The 13,103-nt window shown below is 67.1% G+C and carries 17 protein-coding genes; 3 read left to right on the forward strand and 14 right to left on the reverse strand.

Translation table 11 applies throughout. The features are described from left to right. Window positions 1-12: 12 nt before the first annotated feature. The 3 genes from C451_RS14520 to C451_RS14530 are packed head-to-tail and all read right to left on the reverse strand — an operon-like array spanning window position 13 to window position 2,700. Window positions 13-285: a hypothetical protein gene (locus C451_RS14520; RefSeq protein WP_007741696.1), complete on the reverse strand. Its 273-nt coding sequence runs from the start codon at window positions 283-285 to the stop codon at window positions 13-15. Next, on the reverse strand, window positions 285-1,286 hold the full coding sequence (locus C451_RS14525) for a cytochrome d ubiquinol oxidase subunit II (RefSeq protein ID WP_007741697.1): 1,002 nt from the start codon (window positions 1,284-1,286) through the stop codon (window positions 285-287). Before C451_RS14525 ends, C451_RS14520 begins: the two co-directional genes overlap by 1 nt. Continuing rightward, window positions 1,279-2,700, reverse strand: a complete 1,422-nt coding sequence (locus tag C451_RS14530; RefSeq protein ID WP_007741698.1) for a cytochrome ubiquinol oxidase subunit I — start codon at window positions 2,698-2,700, stop codon at window positions 1,279-1,281. The genes C451_RS14525 and C451_RS14530 overlap by 8 nt, the downstream gene beginning before the upstream one ends. 282 nt (window positions 2,701-2,982) lie before the next feature. Here C451_RS14530 and C451_RS14535 point away from each other — a divergent pair, with 282 nt between their 5' ends. After that, window positions 2,983-3,354 carry a winged helix-turn-helix domain-containing protein gene (locus C451_RS14535; RefSeq protein WP_007741699.1) on the forward strand — a complete coding sequence of 124 codons (372 nt, stop codon included), beginning with the start codon at window positions 2,983-2,985 and terminating at the stop codon, window positions 3,352-3,354. Then, the gene (locus tag C451_RS14540) at window positions 3,351-3,629 is read left to right on the forward strand and encodes a DUF7521 family protein (RefSeq protein WP_007741700.1); all 279 of its coding nucleotides are present in this window, start codon (window positions 3,351-3,353) and stop codon (window positions 3,627-3,629) included. Before C451_RS14535 ends, C451_RS14540 begins: the two co-directional genes overlap by 4 nt. Window positions 3,630-3,644: 15 nt before the next feature. Here the strand turns inward: C451_RS14540 and C451_RS14545 are convergent, their stop codons facing one another. The 4 genes from C451_RS14545 to C451_RS14560 all read right to left on the reverse strand — a co-directional run bounded on the left by C451_RS14545 (window position 3,645) and on the right by C451_RS14560 (window position 7,088). Further along, window positions 3,645-4,958, reverse strand: a complete 1,314-nt coding sequence (locus C451_RS14545; RefSeq protein WP_007741701.1) for an ABC transporter substrate-binding protein — start codon at window positions 4,956-4,958, stop codon at window positions 3,645-3,647. Between the two features lie 158 nt (window positions 4,959-5,116). Next, window positions 5,117-6,229, reverse strand: a complete 1,113-nt coding sequence (locus C451_RS14550; protein WP_007741702.1) for a FecCD family ABC transporter permease — start codon at window positions 6,227-6,229, stop codon at window positions 5,117-5,119. Between the two features lie 2 nt (window positions 6,230-6,231). After that, on the reverse strand, window positions 6,232-6,420 hold the full coding sequence (locus C451_RS14555) for a hypothetical protein (RefSeq protein WP_049913133.1): 189 nt from the start codon (window positions 6,418-6,420) through the stop codon (window positions 6,232-6,234). Between the two features lie 83 nt (window positions 6,421-6,503). Beyond that, window positions 6,504-7,088, reverse strand: coding sequence for an LOG family protein (locus C451_RS14560; protein ID WP_007741703.1), 585 nt, complete (start codon window positions 7,086-7,088; stop codon window positions 6,504-6,506). A 130-nt stretch (window positions 7,089-7,218) separates the two neighbouring features. Here C451_RS14560 and C451_RS14565 point away from each other — a divergent pair, with 130 nt between their 5' ends. Then, window positions 7,219-8,190 carry a M48 family metallopeptidase gene (locus C451_RS14565; RefSeq protein ID WP_241431243.1) on the forward strand — a complete coding sequence of 324 codons (972 nt, stop codon included), beginning with the start codon at window positions 7,219-7,221 and terminating at the stop codon, window positions 8,188-8,190. Window positions 8,191-8,232: 42 nt separating this feature from the next. Here C451_RS14565 and C451_RS14570 read toward each other — a convergent pair whose 3' ends face one another. Genes C451_RS14570 through cbiB form a run of 7 tightly spaced genes read right to left on the reverse strand, consistent with a single transcriptional unit; the run spans window position 8,233 to window position 13,006 of the window. Next, entirely contained in the window at window positions 8,233-8,934 is a 702-nt protein-coding gene (locus C451_RS14570; protein ID WP_007741705.1) for a cob(I)yrinic acid a,c-diamide adenosyltransferase, read from the reverse strand. 47 nt (window positions 8,935-8,981) lie between these two features. Then, the gene (locus C451_RS14575; RefSeq protein WP_007741706.1) at window positions 8,982-9,716 is read right to left on the reverse strand and encodes an adenosylcobinamide amidohydrolase; all 735 of its coding nucleotides are present in this window, start codon (window positions 9,714-9,716) and stop codon (window positions 8,982-8,984) included. Further along, window positions 9,709-10,716: an aminotransferase class I/II-fold pyridoxal phosphate-dependent enzyme gene (locus tag C451_RS14580; protein WP_049913134.1), complete on the reverse strand. Its 1,008-nt coding sequence runs from the start codon at window positions 10,714-10,716 to the stop codon at window positions 9,709-9,711. Before C451_RS14580 ends, C451_RS14575 begins: the two co-directional genes overlap by 8 nt. After that, on the reverse strand, window positions 10,706-10,831 hold the full coding sequence (locus C451_RS24105) for a hypothetical protein (protein ID WP_275039335.1): 126 nt from the start codon (window positions 10,829-10,831) through the stop codon (window positions 10,706-10,708). The genes C451_RS14580 and C451_RS24105 overlap by 11 nt, the downstream gene beginning before the upstream one ends. Further along, window positions 10,828-11,367 (reverse strand): NTP transferase domain-containing protein, encoded by a 540-nt coding sequence (locus C451_RS14585; RefSeq protein WP_007741708.1) that lies wholly within the window; start codon window positions 11,365-11,367, stop codon window positions 10,828-10,830. The genes C451_RS24105 and C451_RS14585 overlap by 4 nt, the downstream gene beginning before the upstream one ends. Beyond that, the gene (gene cobS, locus C451_RS14590; RefSeq protein ID WP_007741709.1) at window positions 11,367-12,113 is read right to left on the reverse strand and encodes an adenosylcobinamide-GDP ribazoletransferase; all 747 of its coding nucleotides are present in this window, start codon (window positions 12,111-12,113) and stop codon (window positions 11,367-11,369) included. The genes C451_RS14585 and cobS overlap by 1 nt, the downstream gene beginning before the upstream one ends. Next, window positions 12,104-13,006, reverse strand: coding sequence for an adenosylcobinamide-phosphate synthase CbiB (cbiB, locus tag C451_RS14595; RefSeq protein WP_007741710.1), 903 nt, complete (start codon window positions 13,004-13,006; stop codon window positions 12,104-12,106). The genes cobS and cbiB overlap by 10 nt, the downstream gene beginning before the upstream one ends. Window positions 13,007-13,103 lie beyond the last annotated feature (97 nt).

Genomic DNA, 13,103 nt, shown 5'->3' on the forward strand with positions numbered 1-13,103 from the left:
CCGATAGCAGGGTCACGCGCCCTGCCCGAACCGCAGCCATTCTTTGACGAGCTCGTTCACGTTGTGGAACACGATCGCGACGGTGAGCAGCGTCGTGGCGAGCGAGAGGATGAACCCCACCGGGCCGCCGATCGACGCCCCAGCCAGTCCGCCGGTGATCGCGACGACGGTGAGTTCGATCCACGTCACCAGGATCCGCGAGAGCAGGTTCGGCGTCGACCGGTCGTCGAGTGCCGCTTCCGCGGTTTGGGAACCATCGGCAGCGACTCGTTCGTCGTGATCCATCAGTAGGACTCACCCGCCTCGATCGGGCCGCTGAACACCGAGTAGAGCACGCCGAAGTAGACGAAGATCAGCGGGAGCAGGAGTCCGGCACCGATCGTCATGACGTTGAGCGGCAGGGTCGAGACGATGGCGTCCTCGACGGCGAGGCCGCTCGCCCGGTCGATCAGCGGGTACATCGAGCCGGCGACGACGCCCACGAGGCTGAAGACGAGCCCTGCCACGGCGACGAACGCGAGATAGTAGCGGTCGCGTGCGGTCGCGAGCGCGTACCCGCCCGCCAGCACGAGCGTGACGACGACCAGCCCGACGACGAGCGGCGAGAGGAGCGCCGAGCGCAGTCCGGGCGTCGTCGCGTAGAGCGCGCCGAGCGCGATCACGACGAGCGCGAGATAGGCGGCGAGGGCGCGATAGCCGTCGGTCGCGAGGCTCTCGCGCAGCTCGCCGCGCGTCTTCAACCGGAGGAAGGCGACGCCGTCGACGACCGTCAGCGCGACGACCGCGAGCCCGACGACGATCCCCGGAAGCGTGACGATCGTCGTCGCGCCGAGCAGCCAGTTCGCCGCGAACAGGCCGATCAGGAACGGCGTCGCGAGGCTGCCGACGACGAACGCCCGGCCCCACCACGTCTTCCAGCTCGCGTCGTCGCGCTGTTCGTACATCTCGGGGGCGAGCCCGCGCAGTCCGAGCGCGGCGAGAATGGCGAACATCAGCAGGTAGTGCCGGCTGAACAGGTTCGCGTAGATCGACGGAAACGCTGCGAACAGCGCCCCGCCGAAGACGACCAGCCAGACCTCGTTGCCGTCCCAGAACGGCCCGATGGCATCGAGCAGTCGCTCCTTCTCGTGTTTACTGTCCCTGGTCGCGAACAGGATACCGACGCCGAAGTCGAACCCGTCGAGGAAGAGGAAGGTCCCGAAGATGAAGAAGACGAGCCCGAACCACAGCTCGGCGAGCGGCAGGCCGAACAGCGGCTCGCTCGCGAGCGTCCCGGGCTCAGTCATCGACGCTCACCGCCTCCTCCGTCGTCGGCGATTCGACTGCGGCGAGTTCGTCGCGGGTCGGCGGACCGCTCCTGACGAGTCGGACGACGACGTAGGTGTAGAGGATCAGCAGGAGCGCGTAGCCGCCGGCGAAGCCGGCCAGCGTGAACGTCGCCTCGGTACCCGTCAGGCCGGGCGAGACGCTGTCGGTGGTCTTCAACACGCCCTGGATTACCCACGGCTGGCGGCCGACCTCGGTGACGATCCAGCCGACCTCGACGGCGAGGAAGCCGAGCAGCGACGAGCCCATCAGTGCCTTGTGGAGCAGATCGTCCTCCAGCAGCTCGCCGCGCCACCAGCGGTAGGCCCCCCAGAGCGCGAGCAGGATGAACCAGAAGCCGAGCGCGACCATGATGCGAAACGCCCAGAAGACGATCGCGACGGGTGGCGCTTCCGTCGAGAAGGACTCGAGTCCGCGTATCGTCGCCTCCGCGTTCCCGCCGCTGGCGAGCCACGACGCCATCCCGGGGATGCCGATGCCGAACAGTTCCTTCGCTCGCGGGTCGAACAGGCTGTCGAGATCGGTCGGCACGGCGATGAGATACTCCGGCACGTAGGATTCGGTCTCCCAGACCGCCTCCATCGCGGCGAACTTCTGGGGCTGCGTGTCGGCGACGTGACGGCCGTAGGCGTCGCCCTGGATCGCCTGGATCGGGGCCGTGATGAGCAGGGCGACGAGCGCCACCTTGAGCGTCTTCTCCCAGAACTCGGGATGCTGGATCGGGTTCTCCCAGACGTGATGGCGGAAGACGTAGTAGGCCGCGATGCCGGCCATCAGGAGGGCGACGGACTCGACGGCGGCGTTCTGCATGTGGACGAACATCCACGGGAAGCGAGGGTTGAGATAGGCGGCGATCGGATCGACGAGATTGACGACCGACTGGCCGTTCTCCATCACCATCTCGAAGCCGCGCGGGGTCTGCATCCAGGAGTTGGCGATCAGGATCCAGGTCGCCGACAGCCAGGTTCCGAGCCCGACGGCGACGCTCGAAACGAAATAGACCAGGTTCGAGACGCGCTCGCGCCCGAAGACGAAGATCCCGAGGAAGGTGGCTTCGAGCATGAACGCCATCATCCCTTCGAGCGCGAGCGGGCCGCCGAACAGTTCGCCGGCGATCGTCGAGAAGGCCGCGAAGTTGGTGCCGAACTCGAACTCGAGCACCAGCCCCGTGACCGTGCCGACGGCGAAGCTCACGGCGAAGATCTTCGTCCAGAACCGCCGGAGCTGCTCGTAGATGGCTTTTCCCGTTCGGATATCTTTCCACGTGAAGTAGACGAGGAACGGTGCGAGACCCATGCTCACCACCGGGAAGATGATGTGGACGATGGTGGTGAGCGCGAACTGGAGCCGGCTCGCCGCGATCGGATCAACCACGGTGGTTCACCCGCGGCTGCGGTGTCGAGGCGTGTCTGCGGTCGCTGGTCGGTGCTCCCCGCGTGAGGGAGATTCGAGACGGGTTCATGACCGAGAGTTGGTGATACAGGGGGGTCAACTGACGGGCGATTCCCACTCCGTGGGAAACGAGACGGTCGCTGTCGTGAGTCGTGCGCACAAACATCACACATTACGCCAGGGTTATCAATTCGACGTGGACAAATCACCCATCCGGATCGTCGAACCGGGTGACCTATTCCGATCGCGGGCCACGGATCGACAATGGGACCTGCACCGCCGGACGACGGGGACGCGCCGGTGCAGGTCGTCCTCGACGCGCTCGACGATCCCGACTGCCGAGCCATCCTCCGGGAGGCCTCCCACCCCATGACCGCAAAAGAACTCAGCGATGCCTGTGACATCGCCGAATCGACGGTGTACCGCAAGCTGGATCTCGTGAGCCGGGCCACGCTCGTCCGCGAGTTTCACGACGTCCATCCCGAACGGGGACGCATCACGCGCTACCAGCGCGACGCCGATGGGCTGGACGTCGCCATCACCGACGACGGGGTCGACGTGACGGTCGATCGGCCGACGCGCACCGTCGACGAACGGCTCGCCGACATGTGGTCCGAGATGGGTGACGAGCTGTGAGTCAAGCTCTATCGATCGCGATCGTCGTGAGCAAGACCGTCATCTTCGTGCTGGGCACCGCCATCGCCTACATCGCCTACAGGGCCCACCGTCGGACCGGATCGCCGTCGCTCCGTGCGCTCGCGGTCGGCTTCGGGATCGTCACCGTCGGTGCCTTTCTCGCGGGGATCGCCCACCAGCTGCTCGGCGTCGGGCTCCGCTCCGGGGTCCTGATCAACAGCGTCCTGACGGCATTTGGCTTCGCGGCGATCGTCTACTCGCTCTACGTCGAATGAGTCCATCGAACCCAGTCACAGGAATCCGTTGATGATATCGGCCAGACGCTGGCGGTCGAACAGTCGTTCGTTCGCGGGGATCTCGCCGAGGCCGTGCCACGCGCCGAACTCGTCGGGATAGAGCTGCTTGGCGAGCATCTCCGTCTGGAAGAGGTTGATGATCGGGCCCTGCGAGCCCGTTCCGCCGGGGTAGAGCCGGTCGTTTTTGACTGCGGTGAGCTGCTTGCCGACGGGGTCGGTGCGGAGCAGTTCGAGCATTCCCTCGTAGGCGTTGGCGTTGCCGTAGACGTTGTTCCCGCCGAGCGCGTTCACCGCCTCGTCGAAGACGAGCACGTCGGGATCGACGTCGAGCAGCCCCTCCATACCGAGCTTGAGATCGTAGTGGGCGTTCTCGCTGTCGTACTCGTCCGCGAACGCGTCGACGACGCCGAGATCGCCGTACTGCTTCAGCTCGTAGGTCTTGTCGAGCTTCGGGATCGGATCGATGACGCCGAAGTAGCCCTTGTTCTCCGGGTTCGTGAACGCGCTCAGCAGGCCGACGCTGGGGCGGTCGCCTTTCGGCGGCACTCGCGACGTGATGTCGTCCATCGTGCGCTCGTAGAGATCGATCATCGCGCTCGCCCGGTCGCGTTCGCCGACGACGCGCCCGTAGCGCTCGACGAACTCCGGGATCGAGTAGTAGCGATAGGATTTCCCATCGGGCCAGTTCGGCCAGCTCGGCGCGCGCTTCGAGCGGCTCAGATTGCCGAAGAACGGCGCGACGTCCGTCGCCAGCGTCGACACCTTCGACGGTTCGAGCTGGTACGACGCGATGAACCGGTTCGGATCGGTCGCCAGCAGGTCAGGATCGAGCTCGTAGAGCAACTCCTGTTTGACGCTGTAGCTCTTGCTCACCGTGTTCGGGATCTCGTCCACGTTGCGGGGCTCGACCGACGGGAGATGTTCGTAGAACCCCTGATACCAGAATCCTGGGCGTGAGAGTCCGACGATGCTGTCGGCATGGCCGAGCGCCATCAACACGTCGGCGACGAACCCCCAGCCACCGACGATGCGCTCGGGTGGACGCTCGAACTCGACGCTGCCGACCGGCTCGATGGCGACCGAGTACGATCCGCTGTGAGTCGTCCTTCCCTGGGCGCTCGTCCCGGTCGGGGACTGGGTCCGATCGTCGGCTCCGCTCCCGGTTCCGGCCTCGCTTCCGACGCCATCGCCACCCCCGCTGCTCGATGCGGTACAGCCGGCCACCAGCCCACTGGCGACGGCGATGCCGCCGCGTTTCATCCAGCCCCGCCGCGTCAGTCCATCAGCCGTCGAATCGTCGCGTGCCATAATTTTAGGCTTGCCTAAAACGTGTTATGCGTTTCGGTTTTTCGGTGTGCCTAAAACCTGTGGCGCAGGCGAGGGTCGGATGGCGAGGAAATCCGACGAAAGAAATGGTTCCGGTCGATAGCGGCGGCGATGCTGGAGACGAGTGGAACGATGACGGCTCAGATCGCGCCCAGACTGTCCTGTTTGCGCATCAGATAGAGGAAGTAGGGGCCGCCGATCAACCCGGTGACGATGCCGACCGGGATCTGGACCGGACTCAGCAGAAGGCGTGCGCCGACGTCGGCGGCGACCATCAGCGCCGGTCCGACGAACAGACAGCCGACGACGAGTTTCTTGTAATCGCTCCCGACGATGTTTCGCACCATGTGTGGGACGATCAGTCCCACGAACCCGACGATGCCCGCGGCGGCGATGCTCGCGGCCGCGGCGAGAACGGCGACGCCCGAGAGCGCGAAGCGGACCTTCTCGACGCTCATACCGAGCGATCTCGCCGTGCTCTCGCCAAGCAGGAGCACGTTCAGCTGTCGAGCACTGACCAGCGCCAGCACCATCGCGACGACGGTCCAGGGCAGCACCATCCGGACCTGTTCCCAGTCGGTTCCTGTGAGCGAGCCGGTCGTCCAGGCGATCGCGCTCTGGACCACTCCGAGATCGTCGGCGAAGAAGAATATCCCCGTCTGGAGCGAGCCGAAGACCGTGCTGACGATCACGCCCGCCAGGACGAGCCGGATCGGCGAGGTGCCGTTCTTCCAGGCGATGAGGTAGACGATCAGGAAGGCGATCGCACCGCCGATGGCCGCGATCAGCGGCAGGACGGCCGACAGCCCCGAGAACACCACGAGCGTGAGCAGGATCATCAACCCTGCACCTGATGAGACGCCGAGGATGAACGGGCTCGCCAGCTCGTTTCTGGTGACGGCCTGGAAGATCGCGCCCGAGACGGCGAGGTTCATCCCGACGAACGCGCCCACAAGCACGCGCGGCAGGCGGATGTTCCAGACGATCAGGCTTTGCCTTCCCATCTCGGGAATCTCGCCGCCGAGAAAGAACGCTTCGAGCGCCTGCGGGTTCAACAGGACATCGGGATCGAACACCGCCTGCCAGGCCTGCGCGATCGACATCGAGTACGCGCCGAAGCTTACCTGGAGCAGGCCGGCCACGACGACGATGGCGACGCTCGCGACGACGAGCGTGAGTAGCGAGCCGTCGATCCAGCCGAGCCAGCGCTCGCGCGCGGAACGAGCGGCGTCGGTGGCAGGTTCGCTCGCCACGATCAGCGCCCCGCCGTGACGGGGATATGCTCGGCAGCGGTTTCTGGATCGCGGTCGCGATCAACGAGTTCGTTTTCGACGGGGAGAGAAGGATTCAGCCACCGTGTCGCGCCCGAGTCGAAATCGTTCCCTACTGTGGCTCTATTGTTGATTTGCGCCAGCTCTCCATGTGTCTCCGATTCGCGTTGCATGAGAATTAGGCTCGCCTAAAACCATATATCGGTTTCGTTCCGTCGATCGATCCGGGAGCCACAAGTGGACAGGGAAGAAGCGATCAGGTCTCGTCGGGACTGTCCAGGACGTTCTTCAGCGGTGGTGCCTCGTAGTCGGCGAACCGATCGAGCAGTTCGTCGGGCTCGTCCTCGATCAGGACGATCGAGCGGTGATCGGCGCTCACGAACCCTTCCTCGCGCTGGTGGTCGAAGAACGTCGCCAGCTCCGCGTAGTAGTCAGCGACGTCGAGGAGCCCGCAGGGGTTCGCGTGGAGGCCGAGCTGCGTCCACGTGAGCACCTCCATGAACTCCTCGAGCGTGCCGTAGCCGCCGGGAAGGGCGACGAACCCGTCGGCCAGATCGACCATCCGCCGTTTGCGTTCGTGCATCGAATCGACGACGTCGAGCTCGGTGAGCCCCTCGTGGGCGATCTCGCGCTCGCGGAGGCCGTCCGGAATGACGCCGTGAGCCTCGCCACCCGCTTCGAGCGTCGCGTCGGCGACCGTTCCCATCAGTCCGACGTCGCCACCGCCGTAGACGAGTCCGAGATCGCGCTCGGCGAGCGTCCGTCCGAGGCTCATGGCCGCCTCCTGGTAGGCCGATCGCGCGCCGCTACTCGATCCGCAGTAGACACAGATCCGATCCATACATCCTCTCCTCGACGCACGGCGAAGTAGCGTGTGATTCGGGTCGCCGTCTCTCCTCAGTGCACGCAGACACGCTCCCCACACTCCGCACTCGGTAACTGTTTTGCGTGCGCGGCACGTACTGAGAACCATGTCAGTGTCGTCCCGTCGCCCACGCGGGGTCGCCGTGCTGGCGGGGGTGTGGCTACTCGCCCTCGCCGGCGTCGGCGTCCTCGTCGGCTCGGAGCTGTTCGGTGCGCTGCTCGCGGACGGCGCGCTCCCCTCGGTGCTGTTCATCGCCGTCGGGTTCGCGCTCCTCTTCGGCTATCTCGGCTATCGGACGAACTCGAAACGACTGCTCTCGCGCCTCGACGTGGCTCCCCTCACGCAGGCGCGTGCGCCGCAGGTCCACACGAGCGTCGATCGCCTGGCCCGGCGCATGGAGATCGACCGCCCGGAGATCTATCTCGGACGGCTCGGCCAGCCGAACGCGTTCGCGCTCGGAAGCGACACGCTCGTCGTCGATCAGTCGCTCGTACGGCTCCTGACGCCGGCCGAACTCGAAGGCGTGCTCGCCCACGAATTCGCCCACCTCGAAGGCTACGACAGCCTGCTACGGACGCTGGGGACGAGCCTGCTACGGACCGTGACGTCGCTCCTCCTGGTTCTCCTCGTTCCGCTCGTGATCGTCGTTTCGCTGATCGGTTGGGGACTCTCGCTGATCGTCGGCCGACCGATGCGCGGTCCCGACAGCGTGGGCAGCGGGCTGCGGAGCGGCCTGCAACGACTGGTGAAGGGTCTGCTCGCCGCGCCGACGCTCGCCCTCCAGGCGTACGCGCGCCGTCGCGAGTACGCGGCCGACCGGCGGGCAGTGGCGGTGCTCGACGACCCGCTCGCGCTCGCGCGAGCGCTGCAGAAGATCCAGCGGGCGAACGAACCCGACCGGGGACTGCTCGGCTGGCTGCTGCCGTCGCGCGATCGGGAAACCGAACGCTCGCCGACCGAACGGGCGCTCGCGAGCCACCCGCCGACCGACGAACGCGTCGAGCGCGTTCGCGAGGCCGCGAACGACGTTGGCGGGGGCAACGATTCGACTCGATGGCATCGCGTGGACATCGACTGACCGCCATCGGGATGGAAACGAGCCGAAAAGGCACGTTCACGGTCAGTATTCGGTGCCCTTCCTGGCGCGGTGGCCTGCGTCGAACGGGTGTTTCTCCTTGCGGACGTTCGTGACGAGATCGGCACGATCGACGATGTAGTCGGGCTGCTCGTGGCCGCCCGTGAGAACGAGTTCGAGCGCGTCGGGCTTCGACTCGACGAGCGAGACGACCTCGTCGGGATCGACGAGCCCCTGCTCTGCTGCGTACAGGATCTCGTCGAGAACGAGCATGTGGACGCCGTTTTCGGGTGGGCCATCGAGCGCGAGCGGTGACGACAGATCGGCGTCGTCCGCTCCGGCGAGCAGTTCGCGGGTACGTTCGAGCGCACCGCGTGCCCGCGCGGCGTGTTCGTCGTCGGCCGACCCGTCCAGGAAGCCGTGCCAGCCGTAGTGGCCCGAGTTCTCGTAGCTGAATCCTTCGATCGCGGCGATGGCGTTGTACTCGCCGCGCGTCGCCTCGACGCTCGCGGTACCACCCTTCATGAACTGGAGCATGTGAACCCGGTAGCCGTGGCCGGCCGCCCGGAACCCCATCCCCAGCGCCGCCGTCGTCTTCCCCTTCCCGTCGCCCCACCAGACCTGGACCAGCCCGAACTCGTCGGGCGCTGCCGGCTCGATGGGGTCGGCGGTCGGCGATACCCCACGTCCCGGCGTCCCTCGGTGCTGTGCGTCGCTGTCATCGTCGTTGGCCTCACCGTCGCTCATGGCGCTCGTCTGCGGGCCGCCTCCCTAACGGTTCTGTTCGTCCCGATTCAGAGCTCGAAGACGTCCGCACGGCGATCGGTCACGACACCGTGGTCGGCATCGGCGACCGATCCAGGAACCTCCCGATCGGCGTATCGCGAACGAAAACTCGCCCGGATCGCGTCGCGAACGCACGCCCGCGCTGCGGCACCAACCGCGGTGGAACTGCCCGCGAACGACGCCGACTCGCCCGTGGCGTCGCTGCCGACGATCACCGCATCGCTCGTCGTTCCCGAAAATCCCGTCGTCGGCAGCAACGTCGCCGTCTTCGCCTCGACGACGGTGCCCAGGAGGCTCGCGAGCGTCGCCCGCTCCAGATCTCGGGTCGTGGCGACGATGAGGTTCACCGTGCCGACGGGCGGTGATTCGTCCATCGGTCCGTCGGCCGATTCGCTATCCGATTCGTCGACCGGCTCGTCGATTACCTCGGTCGATGTCACTGGCAGCGTGGCCGGATTCGACAGACCAACTGTCGCGTACGCCACGACGGGATCGAGCCGCGCACCCCGCAAGTGTTGCAGTTCGACGCCGGTCAGTAGCGCCGGTCCAGGAACCCCGAACCCGGCTCGTTCCCGGCGCTCCTCGACGTAGGTATCGAGATCCGTCCGCTCCCAGCCCTCGGGCACGCTGACGTTGTAGGCGGTGTCGGTTCGCGAGAACCCGCCACCCCAGCCCGTCGAGAGCCAGCGCGCGTCCGACGTGCGGAGGCCGAACACGCCGTCGGCCGTCGTCGCCTCAAACACCGAGCGCCTCCAGCAGACGGTCGTTTTCCTCGGGGAGTCGCACGGCGACGCGGACGTGCGAGTCGAGCCCGCGGAAGGTGGTGGCGTCGCGGATCGCGAGCCCGTGCTCGCGCGCACGGTCCAGCAGCCCCTCGACCGAGCGATCGCCAATGTCGAACAGCATAAAGGGTGCATCCGAGGGATGGACGTCGAATTTCGATCCGAGCGCCTTCGTCATCCGCTCGCGCTCGGCGCGCACTCGTTCGCGGGTGTCGGCGACGAACTCGTCCTGGGCCATGCAGAACGAACCGGTCGCGAGCGCCGGCGCACCCATGTTCCAGGTCCGTCTGGCGTTCCGTAGCGCCGCGCCGAACGCACCCGTCGCGACCGCGAAGCCGGCGCGGAGACCGGGCAATCCGAACAGTTTGGTGAGCGATCGCGCGACGACGACTCCCTCGCGACCCGCGAGTGACGGCCGATCGGTGAAGCCGAGAAACGCCTCGTCGACGAGCAGCGTCGTTCCGGCGGCCCGGCAGCGCTCGGCGAACACGTCGAGTCGGTCGGGATCGTAGGCGTTGCCGGTCGGATTGTTCGGGTTGCAGACGACGGCCAGCGCGTGATCGGCCGGGTCGGCGTCGAGCAGTTCCGCCTGCGGGACGAATTTCGGATCGCCGTCGTGCAGTCGGACTTCGCGTCCGTACTCGGCGAAACTCGGGTAGGGAACGAGCGCCGACTCGCCCGGCTCGATCGCGAGCGAGATCGTCGCCCGGATGGCCGCGAGCCCGCCCGGCGTCGGGATCACCTGTGCCGGTTCGCAACCGACGTAGGCGGCCGCCGTCGCGCGATACTCTTCGGGCGGCTCGGCCGGATACGAGCGCGCATCGGCGAACGCCTCGCGATAGACGTCCTCGATCCCGTCCGGCACACGGGGGTTGGTGTTCGCACTGAAATCGACGATATCGGGGTCGTCGCTGCTGCCGTGTGGCACCCGACCGACATCCCGCACCGTTTCAGGCCGCACGTCGCTCCTCCCGGCGGCCGCGACAATCGTCACCGCTATCGTCCGATTCGCTCTCGATGATCACGGTTCGTTCGGCGATTCGTCGATCGTTCGGCGTCGTGGCTATCGTGTTCATTGCAGTAGTGCCTCCGCGACCGCGGCATCGCTCGGGTGGTTCACGTTAACCGCGAACCGCTCGTCGTCGATCACGATCGTCCGATCGCCTTCGTCCTCCCCGACGATGTTGATCCCGGACGGTGCGACCGTCTCGCCGTCGACCTCCATCGTCGTTCCGACGCTGACACCCAGTCGTCGCTTGCACGCAGCGGGGACGGCGACCGTGAGCGAACCGGTATCGTGGCTGTCGAGCACGCGATCGACGGCAGCGCCGTCGAGCAGCGGGAGATCGGTCGCGACGGTGAGAATGGGTGGGTCGCTCCGGGCGAGCGCGTACTGAAGATCGCCGACGTAGCCCTCGCCGGGGGCTTCGACGACGTCGCGATCGAGATGTTCCCGTGTCCGTGGCGTGTGCGGCGAGACCACGTATCGGATCGATTCGATGCAGCTGTCGACGAGCGCCGTGCGCACGCGATCGAGCATCGGCAGACCGTCGACTCGGTAGAGCGGTTTCTCGACATCGGTGTCGAGTCGGGTGCCGCGACCGCCACACATCACCAGTGCGTCCACGCGACCACCCCCACGTGCAGCGCGACGATCCGAGTGATCTCGTTCGTCGCACCGAGGACGTCGCCGTTCACCCCACCGAGAGCCGTCCGTGCCAGACGAAGCGAGCCGAGCGCGACGACCGCGGCCGCGAGAAACATCGCCCCGGCGATCTCGATCCGCGGCCACGTGATGATCGCTGCCGGAACGGCGCTGGCGACGACGAGTAGTGCCGAACGAGGCCCGGAACGTCCGGTGAGTGCCGCACCGAGACCGTCGTGGGGTGCCGATCCGAAACAGACGAGCTGCGCCATCCCGCCCTTCGCCCCGACCTCGGCGACCACGACGAGCAGCGCGGCCCGCGACGAGAGCGCCGCGAGCGCGAGTCCGGCCATGAGAAGCCCGGCGATCTCGACCGCGACCGCGAGCGCACCGCCAGCGCCGACGTCGGTGTCCTTCAGCACCGCGCGGCGCTCGTCCGGTCCGCCGTGCACGGCGAGCGCGTCGCCGAGATCGATGACCCCATCCACGTGGTTGATCCCGGTGACGAGATAGACGGTGACGACGAAGGCGAACGCGATCGTCGGCGTTGGTCCGGGTAGTGCCATCGGGAGCGCGAGGAGCGCGCCGACGACGTAGCCCGCGAGCGGCATGCTCGCCGGCGTGGCGCGGAACGCCTCCCATGAGCCGCCGTCGTGGCCGACAGGTAGTCGTGAGAGGAATCCGAGCGCACCCTGGAGCGCCCTCAGCACCACGCGGCCACCCCCGCGAGCAGCACGGCCAGCGACCCCCCGACGGCGATCACTCTCATTGCGCGGCGCGCGTCCACCGTCGTCGGGAGACCAGCATTCGGGTTCAGTACGTAGGCACCGGGCTTGCGGAGTTCGACGTCGAGCACCGCAGCCATCGCCGCCATCGGCCAGCCGGAGTTCGGCGAGGAGGGTTCACTCTGCCATCGGCGCGCACGGGCAAGCGCGGTCGGCGAACCGCCGGCGAGCGCGACGAGCACGGCACTCAGTCGGGCCGGGAGCCACATGACGGCGTCGTCGAGGCGGGCGCTCGCCCAGCCGACCGGCTTCGAGCGATAGCCGAGCATCGAATCGAGCGTGTTGACTGCCTTCACCCAGATCGCGGCGGCGACCGCCACCGGGAGCGAGAGCTGCACCCCGAGCGCGAACGCCAGAAGCGGTGCGAGCAGGCCGTCGGCGAGGTTCTCGGCGATGCTCTCGACGACCGCGCTGCGGAGTTCGCCAGCCGAGAGTTCGGTCGTGTCGCGGCCGACGAGCCCCCGGATCGCCGTTCGGGCCTCTTCGGGATCGGTCTCGATCGTTCCGACGACGTCGGCGGCCACCGAGAGCAGCATTCGGAGGCTCGTCGTCGCGAACAGCGCGAGCGCCGCGATCAGCCCGCCGACGAGTGGATGCAGGGAGCCGGCGAACATCGTGAATCCGCCACCGACCGCGGCCGCCCCGAGCGGCAGCGCCAGGGCGACGACCGCTCCGACCGTTTCTGGATGGTCCCAGGATCGGTCGAACCGGCCGACGAGCCGTCCGAACAGCGCAACCGGATGGATGCGCCGCGGGAACTCCTCGAACACGAGATCCAGTACGGCTGCGGTTCCGAGCGCTGCCACCGCTACCGTCCCCATCGTCCTCCCGGTCGACCCGGCCGATCGCCGTGTGAGGGTCGAGCGCTTGGGTCCGGGGCGACGCCTGGCATCGTCGTCTGCTCGAACGGTGGCAGCG

It is taken from the genome of Halococcus thailandensis JCM 13552, assembly GCF_000336715.1.
Lineage (GTDB): Archaea > Halobacteriota > Halobacteria > Halobacteriales > Halococcaceae > Halococcus > Halococcus thailandensis.

Bases quoted from the DNA above. Each gene is read 5' to 3' on its own strand.
- C451_RS14525 (WP_007741697.1), bottom strand. From the start codon at position 1,286: ATGACTGAGCCCGGGACGCTCGCGAGCGAGCCGCTGTTCGGCCTGCCG.
- C451_RS14555 (WP_049913133.1), bottom strand. From the start codon at position 6,420: ATGCAACGCGAATCGGAGACACATGGAGAGCTGGCGCAAATCAACAAT.
- C451_RS14520 (WP_007741696.1), bottom strand. From the start codon at position 285: ATGGATCACGACGAACGAGTCGCTGCCGATGGTTCCCAAACCGCGGAA.
- C451_RS14535 (WP_007741699.1), top strand. From the start codon at position 2,983: ATGGGACCTGCACCGCCGGACGACGGGGACGCGCCGGTGCAGGTCGTC.
- C451_RS14585 (WP_007741708.1), bottom strand. From the start codon at position 11,367: ATGTGTGGCGGTCGCGGCACCCGACTCGACACCGATGTCGAGAAACCG.
- C451_RS14560 (WP_007741703.1), bottom strand. From the start codon at position 7,088: ATGGATCGGATCTGTGTCTACTGCGGATCGAGTAGCGGCGCGCGATCG.
- C451_RS14545 (WP_007741701.1), bottom strand. From the start codon at position 4,958: ATGGCACGCGACGATTCGACGGCTGATGGACTGACGCGGCGGGGCTGG.
- C451_RS24105 (WP_275039335.1), bottom strand. From the start codon at position 10,831: ATGAACACGATAGCCACGACGCCGAACGATCGACGAATCGCCGAACGA.
- C451_RS14570 (WP_007741705.1), bottom strand. From the start codon at position 8,934: ATGAGCGACGGTGAGGCCAACGACGATGACAGCGACGCACAGCACCGA.
- cbiB (WP_007741710.1), bottom strand. From the start codon at position 13,006: ATGGGGACGGTAGCGGTGGCAGCGCTCGGAACCGCAGCCGTACTGGAT.
- C451_RS14565 (WP_241431243.1), top strand. From the start codon at position 7,219: ATGTCAGTGTCGTCCCGTCGCCCACGCGGGGTCGCCGTGCTGGCGGGG.